At 53.1% G+C, this 24,800-nt stretch carries 23 protein-coding genes and 1 tRNA gene; 17 read left to right on the top strand and 7 right to left on the bottom strand.

What is annotated here, in order from left to right:
- Positions 1-6 precede the first annotated feature (6 nt).
- Positions 7-531, bottom strand: a complete 525-nt coding sequence (gene ruvX, locus TH19_RS11745) for a Holliday junction resolvase RuvX (RefSeq protein WP_114102721.1) — start codon at positions 529-531, stop codon at positions 7-9.
- Between the two features lie 282 nt (positions 532-813).
- Here ruvX and gatC point away from each other — a divergent pair, with 282 nt between their 5' ends.
- Genes gatC through gatB form a run of 3 tightly spaced genes read left to right on the top strand, consistent with a single transcriptional unit; the run spans position 814 to position 4,040 of the window.
- Complete coding sequence (gene gatC / locus TH19_RS11740; protein ID WP_114097697.1) at positions 814-1,104, top strand: Asp-tRNA(Asn)/Glu-tRNA(Gln) amidotransferase subunit GatC; 291 nt, start codon at positions 814-816, stop codon at positions 1,102-1,104.
- Positions 1,104-2,582: an Asp-tRNA(Asn)/Glu-tRNA(Gln) amidotransferase subunit GatA gene (gene gatA / locus TH19_RS11735; RefSeq protein ID WP_114102551.1), complete on the top strand. Its 1,479-nt coding sequence runs from the start codon at positions 1,104-1,106 to the stop codon at positions 2,580-2,582. The genes gatC and gatA overlap by 1 nt, the downstream gene beginning before the upstream one ends.
- A gap of 3 nt (positions 2,583-2,585) precedes the next feature.
- Positions 2,586-4,040, top strand: coding sequence for an Asp-tRNA(Asn)/Glu-tRNA(Gln) amidotransferase subunit GatB (gene gatB, locus TH19_RS11730; RefSeq protein ID WP_114102550.1), 1,455 nt, complete (start codon positions 2,586-2,588; stop codon positions 4,038-4,040).
- Between the two features lie 101 nt (positions 4,041-4,141).
- Here gatB and TH19_RS11725 read toward each other — a convergent pair whose 3' ends face one another.
- Entirely contained in the window at positions 4,142-4,339 is a 198-nt protein-coding gene (locus TH19_RS11725) for a heavy-metal-associated domain-containing protein (protein WP_114102549.1), read from the bottom strand.
- A gap of 187 nt (positions 4,340-4,526) precedes the next feature.
- On the opposite strand from TH19_RS11725, the gene TH19_RS11720 reads away from it, so the two are divergent.
- Positions 4,527-5,105 (top strand): thymidine kinase, encoded by a 579-nt coding sequence (locus TH19_RS11720; RefSeq protein ID WP_114102548.1) that lies wholly within the window; start codon positions 4,527-4,529, stop codon positions 5,103-5,105.
- Positions 5,106-5,128: 23 nt separating this feature from the next.
- Here TH19_RS11720 and TH19_RS11715 read toward each other — a convergent pair whose 3' ends face one another.
- Positions 5,129-5,755: a LysE/ArgO family amino acid transporter gene (locus tag TH19_RS11715; protein WP_114102720.1), complete on the bottom strand. Its 627-nt coding sequence runs from the start codon at positions 5,753-5,755 to the stop codon at positions 5,129-5,131.
- A gap of 103 nt (positions 5,756-5,858) precedes the next feature.
- Here TH19_RS11715 and TH19_RS11710 point away from each other — a divergent pair, with 103 nt between their 5' ends.
- From TH19_RS11710 to TH19_RS11680, 7 genes are all read left to right on the top strand, one after another.
- On the top strand, positions 5,859-6,758 hold the full coding sequence (locus TH19_RS11710; RefSeq protein ID WP_114102547.1) for a LysR family transcriptional regulator ArgP: 900 nt from the start codon (positions 5,859-5,861) through the stop codon (positions 6,756-6,758).
- Between the two features lie 146 nt (positions 6,759-6,904).
- Positions 6,905-8,236 (top strand): paraquat-inducible protein A, encoded by a 1,332-nt coding sequence (locus TH19_RS11705; RefSeq protein WP_114102546.1) that lies wholly within the window; start codon positions 6,905-6,907, stop codon positions 8,234-8,236.
- On the top strand, positions 8,233-9,912 hold the full coding sequence (locus tag TH19_RS11700; protein WP_114102545.1) for a PqiB family protein: 1,680 nt from the start codon (positions 8,233-8,235) through the stop codon (positions 9,910-9,912). Before TH19_RS11705 ends, TH19_RS11700 begins: the two co-directional genes overlap by 4 nt.
- The gene (locus tag TH19_RS11695) at positions 9,909-10,505 is read left to right on the top strand and encodes a PqiC family protein (RefSeq protein ID WP_114102544.1); all 597 of its coding nucleotides are present in this window, start codon (positions 9,909-9,911) and stop codon (positions 10,503-10,505) included. Before TH19_RS11700 ends, TH19_RS11695 begins: the two co-directional genes overlap by 4 nt.
- Before the next feature lie 265 nt (positions 10,506-10,770).
- Positions 10,771-12,459 (top strand): hypothetical protein, encoded by a 1,689-nt coding sequence (locus TH19_RS11690; RefSeq protein ID WP_114102543.1) that lies wholly within the window; start codon positions 10,771-10,773, stop codon positions 12,457-12,459.
- A gap of 132 nt (positions 12,460-12,591) precedes the next feature.
- Entirely contained in the window at positions 12,592-13,623 is a 1,032-nt protein-coding gene (locus TH19_RS11685; protein ID WP_114102542.1) for a GlxA family transcriptional regulator, read from the top strand.
- 60 nt (positions 13,624-13,683) lie between these two features.
- Positions 13,684-14,865, top strand: a complete 1,182-nt coding sequence (locus tag TH19_RS11680; protein WP_114102541.1) for an MFS transporter — start codon at positions 13,684-13,686, stop codon at positions 14,863-14,865.
- Positions 14,866-15,018: 153 nt separating this feature from the next.
- Here the strand turns inward: TH19_RS11680 and TH19_RS11675 are convergent, their stop codons facing one another.
- Complete coding sequence (locus tag TH19_RS11675; RefSeq protein WP_114102540.1) at positions 15,019-15,243, bottom strand: hypothetical protein; 225 nt, start codon at positions 15,241-15,243, stop codon at positions 15,019-15,021.
- Between the two features lie 281 nt (positions 15,244-15,524).
- Here TH19_RS11675 and TH19_RS11670 point away from each other — a divergent pair.
- Positions 15,525-15,617, top strand: a tRNA-Ser gene (locus TH19_RS11670).
- A gap of 150 nt (positions 15,618-15,767) precedes the next feature.
- Positions 15,768-16,274 carry a hypothetical protein gene (locus tag TH19_RS11665; protein ID WP_181846398.1) on the top strand — a complete coding sequence of 169 codons (507 nt, stop codon included), beginning with the start codon at positions 15,768-15,770 and terminating at the stop codon, positions 16,272-16,274.
- Between the two features lie 77 nt (positions 16,275-16,351).
- Here the strand turns inward: TH19_RS11665 and TH19_RS11660 are convergent, their stop codons facing one another.
- The 3 genes from TH19_RS11660 to TH19_RS11650 form a co-directional block, all read right to left on the bottom strand.
- Positions 16,352-16,594 carry an Lrp/AsnC ligand binding domain-containing protein gene (locus TH19_RS11660; protein WP_114102539.1) on the bottom strand — a complete coding sequence of 81 codons (243 nt, stop codon included), beginning with the start codon at positions 16,592-16,594 and terminating at the stop codon, positions 16,352-16,354.
- Between the two features lie 110 nt (positions 16,595-16,704).
- Positions 16,705-17,658, bottom strand: a complete 954-nt coding sequence (locus TH19_RS11655) for a carbohydrate kinase family protein (RefSeq protein ID WP_258547929.1) — start codon at positions 17,656-17,658, stop codon at positions 16,705-16,707.
- 192 nt (positions 17,659-17,850) lie between these two features.
- Positions 17,851-19,446: a bifunctional metallophosphatase/5'-nucleotidase gene (locus TH19_RS11650; protein WP_114102538.1), complete on the bottom strand. Its 1,596-nt coding sequence runs from the start codon at positions 19,444-19,446 to the stop codon at positions 17,851-17,853.
- Positions 19,447-20,070: 624 nt separating this feature from the next.
- Between TH19_RS11650 and TH19_RS11640 the strand changes: the two genes are divergently transcribed.
- Genes TH19_RS11640 through TH19_RS11625 form a run of 4 tightly spaced genes read left to right on the top strand, consistent with a single transcriptional unit; the run spans position 20,071 to position 24,778 of the window.
- Positions 20,071-21,066 (top strand): BMP family lipoprotein, encoded by a 996-nt coding sequence (locus TH19_RS11640; protein WP_114102718.1) that lies wholly within the window; start codon positions 20,071-20,073, stop codon positions 21,064-21,066.
- Positions 21,067-21,108: 42 nt separating this feature from the next.
- Positions 21,109-22,692 (top strand): ABC transporter ATP-binding protein, encoded by a 1,584-nt coding sequence (locus TH19_RS11635; RefSeq protein WP_114102536.1) that lies wholly within the window; start codon positions 21,109-21,111, stop codon positions 22,690-22,692.
- Complete coding sequence (locus tag TH19_RS11630; RefSeq protein WP_114102535.1) at positions 22,689-23,807, top strand: ABC transporter permease; 1,119 nt, start codon at positions 22,689-22,691, stop codon at positions 23,805-23,807. The genes TH19_RS11635 and TH19_RS11630 overlap by 4 nt, the downstream gene beginning before the upstream one ends.
- The gene (locus TH19_RS11625; protein ID WP_114102534.1) at positions 23,807-24,778 is read left to right on the top strand and encodes an ABC transporter permease; all 972 of its coding nucleotides are present in this window, start codon (positions 23,807-23,809) and stop codon (positions 24,776-24,778) included. The genes TH19_RS11630 and TH19_RS11625 overlap by 1 nt, the downstream gene beginning before the upstream one ends.
- Positions 24,779-24,800 lie beyond the last annotated feature (22 nt).

Here is a 24,800-nt window from a genome sequence, read left to right as displayed (position 1 = left end):
CACAAATCAGTCTTCGTCACCGTCGAAATCATCTTCGTCCGGTTCGGCATTTTCGCCCGGATCGGTGTGACGGTTAAGATGGTCAAGCGCGCCCTGAAGAATATAGGCAGCAGCCGTCTTATCGACCACTTCCGCACGACGTTTACGTGTCATGTCGACTTCTTCGATCAGGATACGTTCAACCGCGTTGGTCGAAAGGCGTTCGTCCCACATCAGAACCGGAAGATCGATGTATTTTTCCATCTCGTCGACAAAGGCATAAACACGGTGGCAGGCTTTGCCGATGGAACCGTCAAGTTCACGCGGGAAGCCGATAATGATGCCACCGACATTCTGCTTGTCGACGATCGATGAAAGCTGCGCGATATCGCGGGTAAATTTCTTCCGCGAGATCAGCTCATAAGGTGAAGCGATCTGCAGCCCGACATCTGAAAGGGCCACGCCAATGGTTTTGGTGCCAAGGTCCAGCCCCAAAACGCGCGCTGCTGGTGGTAAGAACCGCAGCAATTCCTGAGTATCATTACAAATCATGGCGACCTTATAGGCGTGTTGATTGGAAAACACCAGTCGAATTGCCGGTTGAAGCACGCAATTCAGACATGCCCGATTGTAACGTCATTTCATGTTGCTTGCGGGCATTTTTATGCATGTGAAGGGGGCAAGATCGCCCTGATGACACAGGTCGCGCATTTAGGCCGTTTGCAGCCCTTGCGATAGGGGCGGCAGGGTGCTAGTTTCCGCGCTGTAATTCAAGTTCTGGCAGATGAAATGTCTGCCGGGTTTTTTGTCATTCCTTAAGAGAGACTTTCATCCATGTCGTCTTTGGATAAGGAAACAGTTCGCCGTATTGCCTATCTGTCACGTATCAACGTGTCAGAAGAAGGTCTTTCCGAACTGGCGGGGGATTTGACCCGTATCCTCGATTTCGTCGAGGAACTGCAAGAAGTTGATGTCGAGGGTTGCGACCCGCTGACCTCGGTTGCTGATTTGACCCTGCCGCTGCGCAAGGACGAAGTCACCGATGGCAACATCCAGCAAAAAGTGCTTTCGAACGCACCGATGACCGATGCTGGCTGTTTTGTTGTGCCGAAGGTGGTTGAATAATGACTGATCTGACAAATCTGACACTTGCAGAAGCCCGTGACGGGCTTGCAAAAGGTGAATATAGCTCGGTCGAACTGACCGAAGCACACCTGAAATCGATGGAAGCGCATCGCAACCTGAACGCTTACATCACCGAAACCCCGGAAAAGGCCATCGAGATGGCCAAGGCATCCGATGCCAAGCGCGCAAAGGGCGAAGCTGGCAAAATGGAAGGCCTGCCGATTGCGGTCAAGGACCTGTTCTGTACCGAAGGTGTCCAAACGACTGCGGCTTCGCACATCCTCGAAGGTTTCAAACCGGAATATGAATCCACCGTTACCCGTAATCTTTTTGATAACGGTGCAGTCATGCTCGGCAAGGCCAACCTTGACGAATTTGCCATGGGTTCTTCGAACACGTCGTCCTATTACGGCAACGTGATCAACCCTTGGAAAGACAAATCGGGCAAGGATCTGGTTCCTGGTGGTTCTTCGGGTGGTTCGGCGGCAGCAGTTGCTGCCAATATGGCGCTTGCGGCAACCGGTACCGATACCGGTGGTTCGATCCGCCAGCCGGCATCCTATTGCGGTATCGTTGGCCTGAAGCCGACCTATGGTCGTTGCTCGCGCTGGGGTATTGTTGCCTTTGCAAGCTCGCTTGATCAGGCGGGCCCGATGACCAAAACCGTTCGCGACGCGGCAATCATGCTGGGTTCGATGGCTGGTCACGACGCAAAGGACAGCACCTCGGCACCGATGGCAGTTCCTGATTTCGAAGCAGCCCTGACGGGTGACATTCGCGGCATGAAGATCGGTATTCCGAAAGAATACCGCGTTGACGGCATGCCCGAAGAAATCAGCAAGCTGTGGGACGATGGCGTTGCGATGCTGCGCGATGCGGGTGCCGAAGTGGTCGATGTATCGCTGCCGCACACCAAATACGCGCTTGGCACCTATTATATCGTTGCCCCGGCAGAAGCATCGTCGAACCTTGCACGTTACGACGGCCTGCGTTACGGCCAGCGTGTCATGGATGATGGCGACAGCCTTGATGACATGTATATGAAGTCGCGTGCTGCCGGTTTTGGCAAGGAAGTTCAGCGCCGTATCATGATCGGCACCTATGTGCTTTCGGCTGGCTATTACGATGCCTATTACAACAAGGCTCTTAAAGTCCGTCGTCGCATTTACGAAGACTTCGCCAATGCCTTTGGCACGGTTGACACCATTCTGGCACCGACGGCACCGTCGGCGGCCTTTGCAATCGGTGAGAACGAAGGCGATCCGGTCAAGATGTATCTGAACGACGTCTTTACTGTTCCGGCAAGTCTTGCGGGCCTTCCGGGCCTGTCGCTTCCGACCGGTTTGTCGTCCGAAGGACTTCCGCTTGGTTTGCAGTTGATTGGCAAGCCGTTTGATGAAGAAACCGTTCTGCGTGTTGGTGGCGTACTTGAAGGTGCAGCCAACTTCACCGCAAAACCGTCCGGGCTGGAGGGTTAATCCATGAGTTATGTGATTGAAGGCTCGACCGGCCCGTGGGAAATCGTTGTTGGTCTGGAAGTTCACTGTCAGGTGGTTTCGCAGTCCAAGCTGTTTTCCGGTGCATCGACCAAGTTCGGTAACGATCCTAACACGAATGTTAGCCTCGTTGACGCGGCAATGCCGGGCATGCTTCCGGTTGTGAACGCGGAATGTGTGCGTCAGGCGGTTAAAACCGGTCTGGGCCTTAAGGCGAAGATCAACAAGGAAAGCGTTTTTGCCCGCAAAAACTATTTCTATGCCGATCTGCCGCAGGGTTATCAGATTTCGCAGTTCGACAAGCCGATTGTTGGCGAAGGCACGATCATTCTTGATATGCCTGATGGCTCGACCAAGGCGGTTGGCATCGAACGTCTGCATCTTGAACAGGATGCAGGCAAGTCGATGCATGATCAGGACCCGAAATATTCGCATATCGACCTGAACCGTTCGGGCGTGGCGCTGATGGAAATCGTTTCCATGCCAGACATCCGCACCCCGGAAGAGGCGGGCGCATACCTGACCAAGCTGCGTGCGATTGTGCGTTACCTTGGCACGTGCGATGGCAACATGAACGAAGGTTCCATGCGTTGCGATGCCAACGTTTCGGTCCGTCGTCCGGGCGAGCCGTTCGGCACCCGTTGCGAGATCAAGAACGTCAACTCCATCCGTTTCGTGATGCAGGCGATCGAGATCGAGGCAAAACGCCAGGTCGAAGTGATCGAGGGTGGCGGCGAAATCGTTCAGGAAACCCGCCTGTATGATCAGCGTCTGGGTGAAACCCGTTCGATGCGTTCCAAGGAAATGGCCCACGATTACCGCTATTTCCCGGACCCGGATTTGCTGCCGCTTGTTTTCGATGATGCGTTCGTCTCTGAAATCGAAAAAGAGCTGCCGGAACTGCCGGACGAGAAAAAAGCCCGCTTCATGCGTGAAAACGGCCTGTCGGCATATGATGCCGGTGTTCTCGTTGCCGAAAAGGAAAAGGCTGATTACTACGAAGTCGTTGCCAATGGCCGTGATGGCAAACTGGCTGCGAACTGGGTGATCACCAACCTGTTTGGTGCGCTGAACAAGGCAGAAGTCGGTATCGCAGACAGCCCGGTTTCGGCTGAAAACCTTGGCAAGCTGATCGATCTTATTTCGGACGACACCATTTCTGGCCGTATCGCCAAGGATGTCTTTGAAATCATGATCGAAACCGGCGGTGATCCTGAAAAGATCGTCGAGGAAAAAGGTCTGAAACAGATCACCGATACCGGTGCAATCGAAACCGCCATTGACGAAGTGATTGCCGCGAACCCTGATAAGGTTCAGGAAATCCGCGATGGCAAGGATCGTATGCTGGGCTGGTTCGTTGGTCAGGTCATGAAATCCACGGGTGGTAAAGCCAACCCGGGCATGGTCAACCAGATGCTGCGCGATAAAATCCTCGGCTGATGTAATCATCAGACCAAAGAAAAAGCCGCCCGATTGGGCGGCTTTTTTTGTATGAGGATTGGTCTGCTAGGCCAAAAGACCTAGTCTCTTGCGGAAAAATCTCAGGAGATTTGAACCGCTTGATAACCGACATCGGCAATGGCCGCGATCACAGCGGCCGTATCCGTGGTTCCGGTGACGGTTACTTCACCTTTTGCCAGGTCGATATCGGCCTTGGCGCCATTTGCAGCACCTTCGACTGCTTTGGTAACCGCAGCCGCACAGTGCCCGCAGCTCATTTCGTCGACTTTAAGTTTCATAATGCCATGTACTCCGTTTGCTGGACACGATGGGGTAACTATGGGGCTTCCAGTGGCTGGAAGGTCAAGCCGTTATTTTTGTCGTCTGTTTTCAATTCGTTCGGTTCGGGGCCGTAACCGGAGCAAAGCGATATTGATCAATGCCGGTTGATCGGCTATTCCCCAATAACGATTTTCGGGGGGATCCATGGCCAATCTGTTTTTCTATTACTCGTCGATGAATGCGGGCAAGTCGACCACCTTACTTCAGGCGAGTTTCAACTATCGTGAACGCGGTATGGAAACGCTGTTGCTGACGGTGGCGTTTGACAACCGTTTTGGCGAAGGCAAGATTGCGTCGCGTATTGGTCTTGAAGCCCCGGCTTTGCTGTTTGATGCACAAACCGACATGTGTGAGTTGATCCTTGCACAGATGGAAAAGGGCAAGGTCGATTGCGTTCTGATCGACGAAGCCCAGTTCCTGAGCAAGGATCAGGTCTGGCAGCTTTCCGATATCGCGGACAAACACAATGTACCGGTTCTCTGTTACGGCATTCGCACCGATTTTCAGGGCGAATTGTTCGAAGGATCGAAATGGCTGTTGGCCTGGGCCGATAAGCTCAATGAGCTTAAAACCATCTGCCATTGTGGTCGGAAAGCAGGCATGGTTTTGCGCGTTGATGAAAATGGCAATCCGGTCCGTGAAGGGGCGCAGGTCGAGATCGGGGGCAATGACCGCTATGTTCCGGTGTGCCGCGCCCATTTCAAGGAAGCCATGGGTGACTGACCAGCCATTCAATCCCTGAATTCTCAGGAAGCGAGAAGGGTGGAAATTTCCGGCGCAAGCAGGCTATAGGCCACCAGCCACATCACGATGCAGGTGATGCCATCAACGATCTTCCATGTGATCGGGCGCGCGACATAGGGTGCAAGCCATGCCGCACCAAGTGCAATGGCAAAGAACCAGACGAAACTTGCACTCATCGCGCCAAGGGCAAAACCAAGTCGTTCGTCCGCCGGGAACTGTCCGCCAATGCCGCCCAGCATCACAACTGTATCAAGATAGACATGCGGGTTCAGAAGCGTCACGGCCAAGGTGGCCGAAAGGACGGCTTTCCAACCCTTTTGGGCGTTGCTGCTGTCAGACAGGGATTCGGTTTCAAATAACCGTTTCAGCGCACCAAACCCGTACCAGATCAGGAATGCGCCGCCGCCCCATGCGGCGATTTTGGTCAAAAGCGGATAGGCCGCAATTAGGGTACCCAGTCCGGCAACACCCGCTGCAATCAGGATTGCATCGCATAGTGCACATACCAATGCGACCATCATGGGATGATTGCGACGCAATCCTTGTCCAAGCACAAAGGCATTCTGTGCGCCAATTGCGATGATCAATCCACCGCCAAGGCCAAATCCGGTCGCGTAAGTCAGGAGCATTTCAGGCATTCCATAATTGGTTGATGCCCGATTGATAGCAATTTAATTCAATAAGAAAATCGAATTATGATAAAGTATCATTAGAAAAAATTATGGTGATGCGATGCTGGATTACAAATTTCTTCAGGCCAGTGCCGAGGTTATTCGCCACGGCAGCTTTGAAAAGGCGGCACGGGAACTGGGATTAACCCAGTCTGCTGTGTCCCAGCGCGTAAAATTGCTCGAAGAACGACTAGGGCAGCCATTGATCATCCGGGCAAAGCCGATTGCTGCGACAATGGCCGGCCAAAGGTTGCTGCAACATTATCAAAGTGTTCGCCTGTTGGAGCAGGAACTGCTTGATGAAATGCCCGATATCCAGAGTGACGGTGGATACGGGCAGGTGGCCTTGGCGGTCAATGCCGACAGTCTGGCGACATGGTTTGTTGATGTCCCCAAGCATCTGTTTGACGAACTTGGTTTGCTGGTACATCTGGCGGTCGGGGATGAATCTCTTAATCATATGGCCCTTCAGGATGGCACAGTACTTGGTGCTGTCAGTTTGCGTTCAACACCCATCCAAGGGTGCAAGGTCCGGCCATTGGGTGTGATGCGCTATGTGATGGTTGTCTCGCCGGAATTTAAGGATCGCTATTTTGCGAACGGCGTAACGGCGGATGCCTTGCGGGCCTGTCCGGCAGTGAACTTTTCCGAACATGACGAGTTGCAAAATCAGTATCTGAAACAGTATTTCGGACTTAATCCGGGCGAGTTTCCCGCCCACACAATTCCAAGTTCGCAGGGGTTTGTTACCGTGGCGGAGCAGGGCATTGCCTATGCGGTTGTGGAACAACACCAGGCCGAAGACGCCTTGCGGGCAGGGCGGTTGATCAAACCATGCGACTTTGAGATCAATCGGCCGCTTTATTGGCATCACAAAACCATCCAAAGCAAACTGCTTGATCAGGTAAATGAAATAGTGCTGACGCAAGCGCGCCGTTTTTTGCCCAAAATTACTTTGTAACAACCGATTAACCGGCATTTTCAAGGGCGATCAAACAAGTTGGTTCCGACCGTTCCGACGGTGATGCGATTTGACTTAAAGTCAAAAGTATCGCTTACTTCGAAGAGTGAGCCGGTTCTGATAACGGTTTGTTTCAAAAGGAAACCATGGCGCATCGATTGATCGCATGTGAGCATTGCGACTATCTCCATGTCGAGGAAGATATCCCGACGGGCAGTGTTGCCTGTTGTGTCCGATGTGGATTGCCGCTTTATTCATCGGAACAGAACCGCTTTGACAAGCCGTTGGCGTTTGCAATTACGGCACTTTTGCTGTTTGCGATTGCCAATATCTATCCGGTGCTGACCTTTGGCATGGAAGGCCGGGTTGAAACCAATACATTGGGCAGTGGTGTTTTAACCTTCTGGCAGGAAGGTTTTCCGTTTCTGGCCTTTATGGTCGCTGTGACATCCATTGTTGCGCCACTGCTTTTGATCGTTGCGCATATCTATGTACTGATGCCGATCTGGATGGGGGCGAAGTGGCCGGGTATGCAACAAATCTGGCGAGTGCTGTCGGTGGTTCGTCCCTGGTCGATGCTTGATGTGTTTCTGATCGGGTTGCTGGTGGCGTTGACCAAGCTGACGGATTTTGCGCAAGTAATCGCCGGGCCAGCTTTTTTTGCGATATGCTGTTTGATCCCGACAATCCTTTTGATGAATGTGACCCTTGATGCGCGTGCTGTGTGGCGTCGAATTGCGCCTTCATCCCTAAAATACCCGGATCAGGATGATTTGAAGGTGCTGTCGGACGATGTTGACGGGGCGGAAGCACGAAAACACGGCTTTCTAAGCTGCCATACCTGCGCAATGGTAGTGACGGAAAATCCGTCTGGGCATACAAGATGTCCGCGCTGCGGGGATGCCGTGCACCAACGCAAGGCGCGCAGTTTATCGCGGGCTTGGGCGTTGCTGGTTGCTGCGGTCATTCTTTATGTTCCGGCAAATGTGTTTCCGATTATGACAGTGACCTATCTTGGGCGGTCGGAGGCCGATACGATCCTTTCGGGGGTCGCAACACTTGCCGCCGCCGGGGAATGGCCCATTGCAATAGTTGTGTTTACGGCGAGTATTCTGGTGCCGATCATCAAGATTGTGCTGTTGGGGTGGGTGTATCTTGCAACCTATCTCGGGCTTCCCGGACCACTTCGGGAACGGACCTTTATTTACCGCGTTACAGAGCTTGTCGGACGTTGGTCGATGGTTGATGTGTTTATGGTGTCGATCCTCGCTGCTCTTGTGAAACTGGGAAATATTGCATCGGTCCATCCGGGGTTCGGGGCTGTTGCGTTTTGTGGTGTGGTGATTTTGACAATGTTGTCGGCCATGGCGTTTGATCCACGACTGATCTGGGATCGTGCCGGAATGAGATCGTCCGAACCTAAACCCGATACCGGTTTTGCCCGGGACCAAATGGATAGACAGGGGACACCGTCATGAGTGACGAAAATTCATCTTCATCGGATCAGCGTCCCGGTTCACCCGAGGTCCGGAAAGGATGGGGACGTTTTTCCATTGTGTGGCTTGTGCCGCTGGTGGCGCTGATTATTGGTGGATGGTTGCTGTGGCGCGATATCATGTCAAAGGGGCCGGAAATCACAGTAACCTTTGAAGCTGCCGAAGGGATCGCAGCTGGTAAAACGGCTGTTCGATATCGTGATGTCGATGTCGGGCAGGTGGTTTCCATTAATCTTGCCGAGGATCTCGATCATGTGCGTCTGACCATCCGGATGGATGCGGATCTGGCTGACTACCTAACCGACAAGACAAGGTTCTGGGTTGTGCGCCCGCGAGTAACGGTCCGCGGGATCACGGGCCTCGATACAATTGTTTCCGGGGCCTATATCGAAATCGTTCCCGACAAGTCTGGCGAAGGATTGCGCGATTTTGTCGGCGAAGAGGAACCACAGGTCATTCATGACGAAGGGGACGGCACGCGTTTTGTTCTGAATGCGGATGAACTTGGCTCTCTCGGGACAGGGACGCCGGTTTTGTTGCGCGGGATCGAGGTGGGCGAAGTTCTTGAAACCGATTTGAACGAAGATGCCAGCGGCGTAACCATTCCGATCTTTGTGCGCAAACCTTTTGATGCATTGGTCAAACGCAACACCAGGTTCTGGGATTCCAGTGGCATTGCCCTTGATCTCAACGCAGATGGTCTGTCGGTCCGCGCGCAGTCGGTACGCTCGGTGTTGGCGGGCGGGATTAACTTCTATACCCCGGACGGCAGTTTGGCGGATGAGCCCGCATCGGCCGATACAATGTATCGACTGCATCCAAGTTTGGAAAAGGCTGAGCTGCTGGCAATGGGATATAGCCAGAAATACATCCTTTATTTTGATTCCTCGGTACGCGGATTATCACGCGGCGCACCGGTCGAGTTCAATGGTATTAGGGTTGGTACGGTCGAAAGTGTTGATCTTGAATATGTTGTAGATCAGGGAACGTTCCGGGTGCCTGTCGTTGTCTCGATCGAACCGGAACGCGTGGAAATGGTCGGTGGCGCAGTTGATGAAATTGATCCCAAAGCGACGATTGAAACCCTGATCGCCAATGGTTTAAGGGCGCGCCTTAAGACCGGAAGTTTCATCACGGGGCAACTGTTTGTCGATCTGGCGATGAACCCGGTTTCACCGGCGCGTTATCTTGGTAACGGGCAGGATAAATATCCGGAATTACCGACCTTGCCGCAAAAAATTGATGAAATCGCAAACTCGCTGAGCAGTCTGCTTGAAAAGGTCGAAACCTTCCCGATTGAAGAAATTGGCATCAGGCTTCTTGGAACGGTTGAGGGTATGGAAAATATTGTCACGTCGCCGGCACTTGGTGATGCAATGACCAACCTTAGCCAGGCGACCGCCGGCATCAGCAGTCTGGTCAATAATCTTGATACGACCGTCCTTCCAGCAACGCAGACAGCACTTGATGCTGCGCGTGAGGCACTTGGTAGTGTGCGCGACGTAACATCGCCGACGTCACCGGTTCGCTACAATCTTGAACAGGCCCTTAAGGAACTGAGCGCTACGGCGCGATCCTTGCGTGATCTGACGGAATTCCTTGAACAGAACCCGAGTGCCCTGATCCTTGGGAAAAGCGGCCCGAAGGAGGATGAATGATGGAACAGGTAATGAAAATGCAGTTTCGGAAATATGCGTTGCTGTTGCTGGCGCCGATCCTTGTGGCCTGTTCGTCGCAATCCGCACCGGATCGGTACTATCTGCTGTCTTCCCAGAACCAATCGGCAGCCATTGTTTCAACCACCGCACCGGTTGTCGGTATTGGACCGGTTACCATTCCCAGTCATCTTGATCGGTCTGTTATCGTGACACGCAGCAGTGCTAACAGGCTTGAAGTCAATACTGGTCATCGCTGGGCAGAGCCGCTTGAAGAAAACGTCAATCGCGTTTTGATGGATAATCTCGACAGGGCTGGCAAGGTATCGCGCCTTGAAACCTTCCCCTGGACGTCACGTGATGGCGTCGATTTTCAGATCGTTGTCGATATCGACCGTTTCGAACGCCAGGCAGACGGAAATGCCGTTCTGGTTGCACGCTGGAAACTTGTCGATTTCCAAAGCGGGGCAATCATTCATTCTGCAAAATACAGCAAAAACAGCAAACCGGTTGATAGCACAATCGAAAATACGGTGGTCGCGATGAGCACGCTGCTGTCTGATATGAGTTCCGAAATTGCCGGCTACATTCCGTGAAACTGGTGAAATGAGATATGCACGTAAAAGATGTAATGTGGCGTAAATCTGATGGGCGAGTTTGGTCAGAAAACGCGTGCTGTTAAAGTCTTGAAGCATAAAGAAATAGGGCTTTATTACAAAAGTTATTGATCAACCTATTGTTTTCATATCCGGAATAGCCTTATAAAGGAGAGATAAATATAAAAACTTGGGACACGCGCCTGACTGTAGCACCGGCAAGCATATGCCGCCCAAACAGGAAGTTAGGGAGCCAGAGCGCGTCATGTCGGATACGACATTTGAAGTATTGGTTCAGCGGGGGGATCGCTGGATCATCCATTCGACATTTGATGTCGAAAAAGAAGCGGTTTCGGAAGCTGAAAAGGTTCTGAAAACCAAAGTGTCTGCCGTACGCGTTGTCCGGAACTGGGAACGCGGCGATGGTCGTCATATAGAAAAGGTTCTTCTGGAAAGAGAAGGGGCTGGTGACAGCGAGGAAGAAGACGTTCGCGTTTCCTCGATTGATGAAGCACCTCTGTGTGAAACCGATAACGACCTTTTGCAGAAAGAAAGCCGCGCGACCATCAACCGGTTGCTGCGCAAGTATTTCGAACAGGAAATTCTGACTCCTTGCGAGGTAATGTATAATTACCAGAACCTTCGCAAGTTGATGTTCCATGACACCTTGATGCCAACCGCCGTCGATAAGGTCGCGGGGCTGCATGCCAAGGCGACTGATGGCGACCATATCGCAGCAATGAACAATCTTCATGGCGCGATTGAACAGCTGTCTGCGCGTGCGCGGGAAGTTGAAAAAGTTGATCTTCCGGCATTCGAAGATGCCACCATCTCTGAAGTTCGAGACGAAATTCGTCGCCTTAACCTTGCCGAAGATACTGATTTCCTTACGATGGTAGCGCTAACACGCGTTTTGTCATCGACCCGGAACTGGGTCGGGAAGCTTGATCTTGCACTTAAGGTCAAGGGCGATGAAAAGGACGAAGCCGCGCGCAAGATGCTTGACGATGTGATCGCCGATATTCTCGGATCACCCGTCGCACTCAAGGAACTGCTTGGCAGTTCGCGCAGCTTTGGCGAAGCCGTGATCCTCCATATCGATCTTGCACTTGGTCGTGCGAAAGGCAACCGCGGGGCGGCTGACGATATTCTTGAGCTTCTGAACCCGCTGTTCGGCTCCGGGCTGCTGACAACCAGCCAGGAAGCGATGTTTGATTACATCGTACGCGAACTGCGCAGTGCCAATAATCTGACCCGCCATGAAAGCGATCCGGATCCACTGGTTGATATTCTGGATCGGCTGATTACCGAACGGGGTGTGGTATATGGCACCCCGATGGTTGCGGCGATTGCCGAACGTGGTGCGCGCCTGCGCAATGTCGGTGGTCCGCGCGCCTTGATCGAAGGTGTGGCGGAAATCAGTGGTCGTCTTATTCCCAACTATCGCAAGCTGACCTGGCTGATTGCCGTTGCCAATAGCGGTATCGTCGAAGACTTTGCCGACGAGCTGTTTGTAATGATGCAGGACGCGGTGAAAGATATGCGGGCCTTGCGCGCATTCTGTGATCCCGAAGCCAAGCCGCGCGACAAGATGGCAACCGTCAAGCAGATGAACGATATGCTAAGTTCCAGTCTGTTGCCGGAAGAGTATAAAACCCAGATTGGCGACAAGCTTGATGATGGTCTGGCGGAATATCTTGTGCGTGAAAAGGTGATCGAGCGCATCGATAATCCATCCCTGCATCTGCGCAAACGCGCTTACATGCTTGTTCAGTTCTGTTCGAGTGGCGTGCTGATCGAAGGTAAGTCTGCTGCGATGGCCCGAAAAAGGGTCGTCGGGTATCTGAAACAGCCAAACTTTACCGACAAGCTGGTCGATGACATCAAGGACATGACAGCCAAGGAAGGCACAATTCGCGACTTTTACGCGTTGCTGCAACGAAGCGGTTTCTGATCGTCGCTGTTTGCCTGAACTGAGGAATATTCAAAACACCCCGCGAAGCCATTTGGCAAGATTCGTGGGGTGTTTGTCATTGTTGCCAAATTTCTTTTGCGGCATGCTTGGAATGTTCCAAGGAGATGCCCAATGTCAAAGACCGAAATCCAGCAAAAACTGATTGTTTGTCATGCCTATGACCGGGTGATGAGCCTTGATGTCGTAGGTCCGCTTCAGGTTTTCGGTTCTGCCAACGACGAGCTGGTTCGCACAGGACGCAGCATTGCCTACTCCGTCATGGTCGTTGCCGATCAGGCAGGGCCGGTCAAAACATCGTGCGGTGTGCAGCTTTATGCAGATCATGGCTGGCAGGAACTTGATCTGTCACTGGTCGATACATTGCTGATCCCCGGCGGGGATGGTGTCGCCAGATTCTTTGACAATGCCGAATTTCTCAAATGGCTGCGCACTGCGGAGAAAACGGTTCCGCGTCTTGGGTCGGTGTGTTCGGGGGCAATGATCCTGGCCGAGGCCGGATTGCTTGATGGTCGTATGGCAACGACCCACTGGTCACGGTGTGATCAGATGACCCGTGATTATCCGTCCATCCATATGATGGGTGACCGGTTGCACAGTTATGACCCGACAGGCTTGGACGGTGACCCGCATGTTTTTACTTCGGCAGGTGTGACAGCAGGAATTGATCTGGCATTGGCGATTGTCGAAGCCGATCACGGGCGGGCGCTTGCCCTGTCTGTTGCGCGGCGTCTTGTGATGTTCCTGAAACGCCCTGGCGGGCAGGCGCAGTTCAGCGCCTATTTAACCCCGGACGGAACGGCAACAACGCGTCTTGCAGGGCTTTTGGAATGGTTGCCGGTAAACCTTACGGCGGATTTGTCACTTGACGTTTTGGCTGAACGGGCAGGGATGACGCCACGGACATTTTCGCGGGCCTTTTCCCGTGATCTGGGGATGAGTCCGGCACGCTATGTTGAACGGGTCAGGGTAGAGGCCGCCCGTGCACTTCTTCAAGACGAAGCCATCAGCATTTCACGTGTCGCGGATCTATGTGGATTTAAGCATCCCGAAACGCTGCGCCGGGCGTTTCAGCGTCATCTGTCGGTAAGTCCGCAGGAATATGCCGAACGGTTCGCCAGAATGTCACCGGTGGCGGCAATCTGACCGCCCTTTGGGCACCATAAGTCAGCATTTCTTTTCAGTTCAAGTTTTGGAGTTGGCAACATGTTGTTACTGACCAATGGACCATTGCGTCTGCTTTTTATGGCCCAAGCCCTTTATTGGTCCTGTTCGCTGATCGGGATTACCCTGACATCGCTTGTTGGTGCATCGATGGCACCGGCCATTGAATTGGCGACATTGCCCTTGGGGCTTTTGATGTTGGGTAACCTGGTTTCTGTCCATCCACTTGCCATGGTGATGCAGCGTCGCGGTCGTCGGTTTGGTTTGTGCCTTGGTGCAGTGTGCGGCGTTGCTGGTGGATTGCTGCTTGCATGGGGAATCTATACCGGCGTGTTTTGGCTGGTTGCTGTTGCACCGATGCTGATCGGTGCTTATCAGGCGTCCGCAATGTATTATCGCTATGCCGCGTTGGAAGCGGTTGATAGCGCCCAAAGCGGTCGTGCTGCTGCACTTGTTGTCGGTGGCGGCGTTCTGGCTGCACTCATTGCCCCCGAAATTGCCGGTGCCAGCCGGGATATGTTGCCCGTGCCGTTTGCCGGGGCATATGTTGCATTGGCTGGTTTGGCGGCCCTTGGTGCTATTTTGATGGCACTATTGCCAGATGGCGGCGTTCCGGCACGCCGCGGGTCGAGCTGGACGGTAATGGCGGAACTGCTTCGGCGCCCGGCAATCCGGGGGGCGATTGCCGTCAGTGCCGCTGGTCACGGCATCATGATTCTTGTCATGACAGCAACACCCCTTGCGATGAAATTTTGCGGGTTTGATATTGATGTGTCTGCCAATGTCATCCGTTGGCATCTGATCGGCATGTTTTTACCGGCATTCGTTGCGGGGCCGATGATTGATCGGTTTGGCGCGCGCAGGGTTGCGGCGCTCGGTGCTGCGATTCTTGTGGTCAGTGTTGCGTTCGCGGTAACCGATATTTCGGTCACGGCGTTTTTGATCAGTTCCTTCCTGCTTGGAATCGGGTGGAACATGTTGTTGCTGGCCGGAACAACGTTGCTGGGCGAGGGGCATGATAGTTCGGAGCGCGGGCACGCCCAAAGCCTGATGGAATTGGGCAACAGCATTACCGGAACACTTGCATCGGTTACGAGCGGGGCATTGATTGCCGGTGCAGGCTGGAGCCTTGTGAATTATGGCGTTGTTCCGGTACTGGGCGTGGCGATGTTCCTGATGTGGCGTGGAATGGTCGTTCGCCAAGCTGCGCTGAATGCAAAGTAACATCACCTAGATAAAAGGAACCGCCGGTCATGATGGAGACCGGCGGTGAAGTTGCGGGGCAAACGGGGAGTTTCGCCCCGGCGCGACTGAGAAATTCAATCTAACTCGGGTCTGCCTGCCAGCGGTTAATCGCAGGCAATAAAAAACCGGCCATCAGGCCGGTTGGGCTTCAAAGGATGTTGCGGCATTGCCTGCAACGAATGCCTTGATCTTTTCGAGAACAAATTCGCGAGAGCTGTTTTCACGGGTGCGGAAAAGCACTTCGCGATCCTGAATGACCAGTCCCATATAGACCGGATCGTTATGACCTTCCTTGGTCAGTTTCAGGGCGCGAAGGGTGTGACCGAAATCGTCGGTGCTTTGATAGATGGTACGCATCTTTCTCCAACCAGCTTTATGTCGGGTGACAGTGATAAACCAATCGACCAAGGCTTTATGACAGCTGTTTTTTTCCAACCGATGACAGTCCTGTGATGGTTTGAAGACAGTTTTGCCGTTCAACCAGAAAACTTCATGGTGAGCAGGGGCAAAAAGCTGCTGGTTTAATTTGCCAAGCCTGTTAAAAAGAAAACGTCATTGAGGCCGGTTTCGGGCATTGACATGCGCCATGACGGTGTTTAAGAAAGGCGTCGTTCCGCAGGGAACACCAAAGACATAAAGGGCAAATGGCCGAGTGGCTGAAGGCGCTCCCCTGCTAAGGGAGTATAGGGTGACAAGCCCTATCGAGGGTTCGAATCCCTCTTTGCCCGCCATTGATTAAAGCACCCCAAAAGGGTGCTTTTTTCTTTGTCTGGATGGCAGAAAACCTGTTTTAAAATCGTTGTCTTGTTGTGCGGGCCTCGCATTTTGGCTCGCAGTTCATATCTTTTAACAGATGAAGCGTCACAACGATTGAGGACAAGATGCCCGAAAAGCTGAACTTTTCCAGAATTGCCATGACTGCATCGATTGCCGCGAGCGCAATCATCCTGCCGGTTTCACTGGCGCAGGCGCACCCGTCAAATACTCGGCATCAGCATGAACTTGTCGAAGTGGCGCAGGGGGGCGGCATTTTTTCCGATGAAGAACGCCGAATCATCCGCGATGTGCTTGATATTGCGACCGGAAATACTAGCGGTGACAGTGATCGCGACCATGGTTCAAAAGGCGGCAAGGGCGATAAAGGTGATAAGGGCAACAAAGGGAAGGGTAACAAGGGCCTTCCGCCGGGTATTGCAATGAAGCTTGAGCGTGGTGGCACGTTGCCGCCCGGTATTGCAAAGCGTGATTTGCCGGCAAACCTGAAATCAAAGCTGCCGAACCGTACGGATGGCGCAATTCGCCAGATTATCGGCGATGATGTGGTTCTGATCGAACGGGGCACCAACCTTATTCTTGATATTATCCGTGACGTGGCACGCAACCAGTAAGTCGGCCAAGTCAGGACAAACAGAAAACGCGGCGAATGATATCGCCGCGTTTTTTCATTGAACCTTGAAAATGCCAATCAGGTAAAGGCATTGAAGGTGATGATTGTCTGGGTGTCCTTGATGTTGGGCAGCTTGTGGATTTGTTCGTTAACATAGCGCCCGATATCCTGTTCATCTTCGACATAGACTTTGACGAGAAGTTCGAACGGGCCCGAGATCGAATAGACTTCCGATACACCTTCGACTTCTTCGATCAGGTCGGCGGCCACGTCATAGGCTTTGCCAAGTTCACATTTTACAAAAATGAAGAACGGATGCATCGGAACGGCTCCAGTTTCAGTTTGAATTTCAGACAAGCTACCCGGCTTGGCCCCGGCTTGCAATCATCAAGGAAGACGATCAACAGGCCATCTTATGCGGGCGGGCAGAGTTAAAGAGACGACTTTTCAGCCAATTTCGCACGGTTATTGACGGCATCCTGCGTCAGGTTCCAGACGGTCGTGCCATCGGTTTCCGCCGTTAGGCTGGCCATGGCAAGACCGGACGCGATTGCCTGGTCAAAACTGCTGTCGGGTTTGGCATAGGCCGACAGGAAACCGGAATAGAACGCATCGCCAGCACCATTCACATCGCGCAATTTGGTCGGCAAGGGCGGCCAGAATGCGGTTCCGGTACTTGTCGAAGATGAAACAACCCCGGTTGCGCCAAGGGTGACGATCACGTCAGGGATTCCTTTGCCACGCAGCAGTTCAATCGCAATTTTTGCCTGACTTTTGTCATTGATCTCTATCCCGGTCAGGATCTGGGCTTCGGCGCGGTTGGTAATCAAAAGATCAAGTTTGCCAAGAACGTCTTTGAACCGAACAGCCTTACTTGGCGATACTGTGGCGGCACACATCTTGGTCTCGCCCTTGTTTTCGGCAAGCCAGGCTATGGTCGTTGCCGGCAAATTGGCATCAACCAGCCACCATGGCCAGGCCTTGAGATTGGCGAGCTGATCTTCAAGACGGTCAATGGTCAGAAGGTCATAAACCTCCGCATCCATCATTCCCATCGCAAGTTCGCCGGTTTCATCAAGAATGGCGGTATAGCCCGCTGTATGCTTGCCTTCGATCTTCATCATGCGACGTGTGTCGATGCCGATATCGGCAAGAGCCGAGATCACATGTTCCCCGTCACCATCATCGCCAACCGCACCCAGCATCGCGACATTATTGCCCAGCAAACGCAAATGCACCGCAATGTTGCGGGCAACGCCACCGGGTTTGCGGTGAAGTGTCCGAACCGGGTTCGATGCAGCGGGAATGTAATGTCCGGTGCATTGCAGGGTGCGGTCAAAATGTGCAGCGCCAAAGCAAAGGATATTGGCAGAAGGAGTGATCACGGTATGTCGCTCTTTGTCGTGGAAAGCCGTCACGCGGACCGGCCATGTTCATTTAGCGACTGTCATAAGCCGCGACGCCGCGCAAAGGCAAGAAAAACAAAAAAAGGCAGAAGGGGCTATTACACCTTCTGCCTCTTGGATTTCAGGACGGCTTGTACAAGCCATCCTGTGATAGGTGGTCTGAAGTACAGGTTACTTCATGATGATGCGGCCGTTGGCCATCGGGGTCATCGGCGAGTTGGCTCCGATATAGTCGGCAACGGCCTGTTCAAGGTTCGGGCCGAAGTCATAAACATCGGTGGCATTGTCGCGGAACAGGGTATATCCATCGCCGCCATTACGCATGAAGTCGTTGGAAACGACGCCATACATCTTGCCCATGTCAATCGGAGCAAAACCGTCACCCTCGGCAACCATGACGTTGGAGACGCGCGATCCAACCGTTTTTGCCAGATCAAGATCGAAGGTCAGGCCGGAAACCTGCGGGAACTGGCCTTTGTCTTCATCGACTTTGGATACGCCATGTTCAAGCGAGGCGACAATATCCGCACCCGACAGCTTGAAGGTGGCAAGTGCGTTCTGGAACGGAAGAACCGTCAGAACTTCGCCCATGGTCACAGTGCCTTCATCGATGCTGGCACGAACGCCACCACCGTTCTGAATAGCAATCTGATAGCCTTCGCCTGCTTTCCAAAGCATGGCATCCGCAATCAGCGATCCCATCGAGCATTCCATATGACGGCAGGTTTCGCGTGATCCGTCTGCGGCATCGGTAAAGCTGCCGACTTCGATATTGCGGACCGCGTCAACAGCACCGCTTGCCTCTGCGATAAATGCAAGGACGTCCTCTGCCGGTTTGACACTGGCATCAAGCGTGATTGGCTCACCCGACCATGCCTTGGCAACGCCTTCATCATCAAAGGTAACGTTCAGTTCGCCGAGATAGCGGCTATAGGCATATGCCTGAACGACAAGAACCGGCTTGCCATCCGGGGCCTTTTCAACAACCGGGTAGGGGTAATTGGCTTTTTCATTGGTGTTGGAGAACAACTGGTTGTCATGGCCGCCGACAATGACGTCGATGCCGCTTACGGTGCGGGCCAATTCAAAATCCTTGTAGGAGCCCGAATGGCTCATCACGATGATTTTGTTAACGCCTTTAAGGCGAAGGCGCGCAACAGAATAGCGCAGTGCCATTTCGGAATCAGTAATCGCGACCTTGTCACCCGGGCTTGAAATATCGGGGGTTTCTTCGGTGGTGATGCCGATCAGACCGATTTTCTCGCCACCAAGTTCGACAATCGTGTCTGGCTTGATTTTGCCCTTAAGGTTCGATGCCGCATTCGGATGGACGTTCGCGGAAAGAACCGGGATTTTGCTTGCCTTGATGAATGCTTCAAGCACTTCCGGGCCGTCATCGAATTCGTGGTTGCCGATGGTCATGGCATCGTAACCGGCCATCGCCATCAGATCGGCAGTCATTTTGCCTTTGTAGGTGGAATAGTACAGAGAGCCCTGGAACTGGTCACCACCATCAAGTGCCAGAACGTTGCCGCCCTCGGCCTTGGCATCGCGGATTGCAGTTGCAAGACGGGCATAACCACCAAAGCATTTGCCTTCGGCATCGTCTTCGGCCTTGCAGGTGTTGTTATATTTTGTAACCGATTCAACGCGATCATGGACATCGTTCGTGTGAAGGATGCGCAAGTCATAATCGGCCAACGCACTTCCGGCACCGAGGGGCAGCATGGTACAAGCTGACAGCAACCCTGCAATTTTATGTTTCATTACTATTCTCCAACAAAAACAAAAAGGCACTTGCCTGTCCCTCACAGGGTCAAGGGCCTATACCAGTCAAAGATTTCGGGAGTTAAGTATTCCCCAACACGGCATGGTAGCATCAAATTTATGCAGACGGTATGCGTGGTTGATGACCGGGCTGTGAAAATTTGATTTTCGTATGATGACAAAACCCGGATGGAAACCTGCGATTAGAATCGGATTCAGGCAGAAGACAGATTTTTCACCCCGCATTTGCGAACAAAATGGCGGCTGGATTATTAAGTCCGGCAAGAAAATATTTTTTACCAATCGTCATCAATGAACGGATCGGGGAGAACGCAAAACTAAGGGAAACCCCGCAGAAAAAGGGTGTCGCGCCGGTTTTGCCAAGGGGGGTCTTTGACCAAACGGACAGGTTTTGTCTTCCCCTTGCATGGTCTGCTATTTACAGGGCACTATATTTTGTAGTTACCATAAGCATTCACACCACGAATAAGCGGAGAGCCAAGGTTGAGGGACCGTAGCCCCGCGAGAATGGTAGTGGATCATATGTTTTCGATGAGGGAGTTCCCCCGGTTAAGGGCACTGGCGGGAAGAATAAACAGAATTCAAGCAATGAAGGGCATCGGAATGAAAAAGCTTCTGACCTCCGTGGTCGCGGCTGTTGCCTGCTATGCAGGTGTTGCGTCGGCCGCAGAAATCAAACCGGCAGTGGTCTATGACCTTGGTGGCCGTTTTGACCGTTCGTTTAACCAGGGCGCATATAACGGCGCGGAAAAATACAAGGCAGACACCGGTACCGAGTATCGCGACTTCGAGATCCAGAACGATTCTCAGCGCGAACAGGCTATGCGTAACTTTGCCCGTCGCGGCATGAACCCGATCGTTGCAATCGGCTTCTCGCAGGCATCTGCACTTGAAAAAGTCGCAAAAGAATTCCCGGAGACCAAGTTTACCATCGTTGACATGGTTGTTGATCTTCCGAACGTTCAGTCGGTTGTTTTCAAAGAACACGAAGGTTCGTTCCTGGTTGGTGTTCTTGCCGCAATGGCGTCCAAAACCGAGAAAGTCGGTTTTGTCGGCGGTATGGACATTCCGCTGATCCGCAAATTCGCATGTGGCTACGTTCAGGGCGTTAAATACGCCGATCCGAATGCCGAAGTATTCCAGAACATGACCGGCACCACCGGTGCTGCCTGGAACGACCCGGTGAAGGGTGGTGAACTTGCCAAGTCGCAGTTTGACCGTGGTGCAGACGTTGTCTATCACGCAGCGGGTGGTACTGGCGTTGGTGTTCTGCAGGCAGCTGCCGATGCGGGCAAGCTCGGCATTGGTGTTGACTCCAACCAGAACGCACTGCATCCGGGCTCTGTCCTGACCTCGATGCTCAAGCGTGTTGATGTTGCTGTTTACGAAGCATTCGGCGCAGCAGCTGGTGACAGCTGGAAACCTGGCCTGACCATTCTGGGTCTGGCTGAAGGTGGTGTTGACTGGGCTCTTGATGAAAACAACGAGAAGCTCATCACCCCTGAAATGAAAGATGCCGTTGCAAAGGCCAAGGAAGCAATCACTTCCGGCAGCCTCGCAGTTCATGATTACATGAGCGACAGCGCCTGCCCGATGTAAGGCAGTCTTGAAGCAAACCGGGGATTTGTAGTGTCGGATACGATGCATCAAATGCACGGCACCGGGGAAACCGGTGCCGTGCAACCCGCTATTGAACTGCGTGGCATTGACAAGCGGTTCGGGGCGGTACACGCGAACAAGGAAATCGATCTTAAGGTCGATAAGGGAACTATCCACGGTATCGTGGGTGAAAATGGTGCAGGGAAGTCAACCCTGATGAGCATCCTGTACGGCTTTTATCAAGCCGATGCCGGAACCATCCATGTTGACGGAAAACTGTGCGAAATCAAAGGTTCCGAAGATGCCATTTCAGCCGGTATCGGCATGGTTCATCAGCATTTCATGCTGGTGGAAACATTTTCGGTTCTTGAAAACGTCATTCTCGGAGTTGAAGGTGGTGCAGTTCTGCGCGACGGTGTTGACCGGGCACGCGAAGAACTTCGACGTCTTGAGCGGGAATATTCGCTCGACATTGACCCGGATGCCATCGTTGGTGATCTGTCGGTCGGTCTTCAGCAACGTGTCGAAATTCTTAAGGCACTTTTCCGTGGTGCCGAGATCCTGATTCTGGATGAACCAACCGGTGTTCTGACCCCGCAAGAGGCAGACCATCTATTCCGTATTCTTGAAACCCTGAAAGAGCAGGGCAAGACGGTGGTTCTGATTACGCACAAATTGCGTGAAATCATGGCTGCTACCGACAATGTTTCGGTGATGCGCCAAGGCGCAATGGTCGCCCATCGCAAGACGGCGGAAACCAGCCCGGAAGAACTTTCTGAATTAATGGTCGGCCGTAAGGTGTTGTTACGCCTCGAAAAGGGTGATGCCAATCCGGCCGCCACCGTATTGAACGTTGAAAACCTTTGTGTCGATAACGCGCAGGGTGTTCGCAAGGTTAAGAACGCGACATTCAATGTCCGTGCAGGCGAGATTGTTGGCATTGCCGGCGTGTCGGGCAATGGTCAAAGTGAACTGCTTGAAGTTCTTGGCGGTATTCGTTCCGCGACCGAGGGTTCTGTTGAACTGAACGGTCAGGATATCACGCCGGGCAAGGGCATTGATGCGGCCGAATTACGCCGTCGTGGCGTCGCCCATGTGCCCGAAGACCGCCATCGCATGGCGATGGTTACGGCGTTTTCTGCCAAGGAAGCAGCCATTCTGGGGTATCAGGATGATCCGGCCTATCAAAAGAGTGTGTTCCTTGATTGGCCAGCTATTTCAAAGGCGACAGCCAATATGATGGCAGAGTTTGATGTTCGCCCGGACAATCCCGATTTGAAGGCTGCCAATTTCTCGGGCGGGAACCAGCAGAAACTGGTACTGGCACGCGAGATCATGCGTGACCCGGAATTGCTTTTGGTCGGGCAGCCGACCCGTGGTGTCGATATCGGGGCCATCGAGTTTATTCACAAACGAATTGTCGCCATGCGGGACGCTGGCAAAGCCGTTCTGTTGGTGTCCGTGGAGCTTGACGAAATCATGTCGCTTGCCGACCGAATTCTGGTGATGTGCGATGGTGCGATCATTGGTGAAGTAGCTGCGTCAGAAGCAAATGAGCGCGTTCTGGGCCTGATGATGGCCGGTGTCGATCCGAATGAAGCCAAGGCAGTGGAGGGGCAGGCATGAGTACGACTGTCCAGTTGCCGCGTTGGATTGACGTCGGAGCATTGCCACTTTTGAATCTGTTGCTTGCGCTTGCCGTATCGGGGCTTGTTGTTCTTGCGATTGGTGAAAATCCGGTCGAAGTGGTTGAAATCCTTCTTTATGGCGCATTCGGTTATGAAGAAGCTTGGGGGTATACCCTTTATTACACGACGAACTTTGTCTTCACCGGTTTGGCCTTTGCCGTCGCGTTCCATTGCGGTTTGTTTAACATCGGGGCCGAGGGGCAGGCATATGTTGGCGGTCTTGGTGTAACACTTGCCGCCCTTTATCTCGATTTCTTGCCGTTCCCGATCATGCTTGTAATCGGCATGCTTGCGGCAATGGTTTTTGGGGCGGCCTGGGCCTATATCCCGGCTTATCTTCAGGCGCGCCGTGGTTCGCATGTCGTTATCACGACCATCATGTTCAACTTTATTGCGTCATCACTAATGGTTTATCTGTTGGTGAATGTGTTGCGGCCAGATGGCTCCATGACACCGGAAAGTGAACAGATCGCCGAAAATCTGCGTTTGCCGTTCATTCACGATATGGCCGCGGCATTGGGCATCGAGATGGCATCAAGCCCGCTTAACCTGTCCTTTGTGTATGCGATTGTTGCCAGTGTTATGGTGTGGCTGTTTATCTGGCATACGCGTTGGGGCTATGCGATCAGGACGGTTGGTTCGAACGCAGTTGCCGCGACCTATGCCGGGCTGGAACCGGGACGCTATATCATTATCGCAATGATGATTTCGGGCGCACTTGCATCCTTTATGGCGCTGAACGAGGTCATGGGGGTTCAACACCGCCTGTTGATCGATTTCACGGCCGGTTATGGTTTCGTCGGGATTGCGGTTGCGCTGATGGGGCGTAACCATCCGTTCGGCATCTTCCTTGCCGCGTTGCTGTTCGGGATGCTCTATCAGGGCGGGGCAGAGCTTTCATTTGAAATTCCGACCATTTCCAATGACATGGTGGTGGTAATTCAGGGGCTTGTGATCCTGTTTACCGGTGCAATGGAACATATGTTCCGTCCGCGTGTAACCAAGATTTATACGGCATGGCGTTTGCGCCGCGATGCGCAGGAGGCAGCGTGATGGAAAATTTTGAACTCGTCATTCTGTTGCTTGATGCGACCCTTCGGACGTCAACACCACTGATCCTTGCTGCTCTTGCCGGGATGTTTTCCGAACGATCCGGGACCATCAACCTTGCCCTTGAAGGCATGATGCTGGGTGGAGCGTTTTCGGCGGCTGCCGTTGCCTTTTATATGGATGATCCTTGGATTGGACTTCTGGCGGCAATTGCAACGACCATTGCCTTGTCTTTGTTGCACGGCTTTGCCTGCATCACCCACAAGGGCAATCAGGTTGTGTCGGGTATGGCCATCAATATTCTGATGTCTGGACTGACGGCACTTGTTGGGATTGCCCTGTTTGCGCAAGGTGGCAAAACGCCGGCCCTTGATAAGGCTGCCCGTTTTCAGCCGATCACATTGCCCGGTGCCGAGGCCGTCAAGGATGTGCCGATTATCGGTCCGATCTATTTCGAGCTTCTGAGCGGCCATAATATCCTTGTCTATATCGCGTTCCTTGCCGTCCCTGCCGCTTGGTGGGTGATGTATCGCACCCGGTTTGGATTGCGTTTGCGCGCAGTTGGTGAAAACCCGGGGGCGGTTGATACTGCCGGTATCGGTGTGGTTGCCATGCGCTATCGTGCGGTAATTTGCAGTGGTGTGCTTGTCGGGATGTCCGGGGCATACCTTTCGACTGCACAGGGCGCGTCATTCTTGCAGGATATGACCGCGGGCAAGGGCTATATCGCCTTGGCCGCGATGGTGTTTGGGAAATGGCGCCCGTTCCCGGCTCTGGCCGCATGCCTGTTGTTTGGCTTCCTTGATGCCGCTGCAACCCGTTTGCAGGGTGTGATCCTGCCCGGTATTGGCGAAGTGCCGGTCCAACTGGTTCAGGCGTTGCCCTATGTCCTGACGGTTATTCTGCTGGCCGGATTTATCGGGCGTGCCATTCCGCCAAAGGCCCTTGGCCGTCCATATGTAAAAGAACGCTAAGTCATATCACGTCCGGCCAGAT

Source organism: Thalassospira profundimaris (genome assembly GCF_003326675.1).
In the GTDB taxonomy this organism is placed as follows: domain Bacteria; phylum Pseudomonadota; class Alphaproteobacteria; order Rhodospirillales; family Thalassospiraceae; genus Thalassospira; species Thalassospira aquimaris.
Note: the sequence above shows the minus strand (reverse complement) of the source record. Positions and strands in the feature narration are given on the sequence as shown.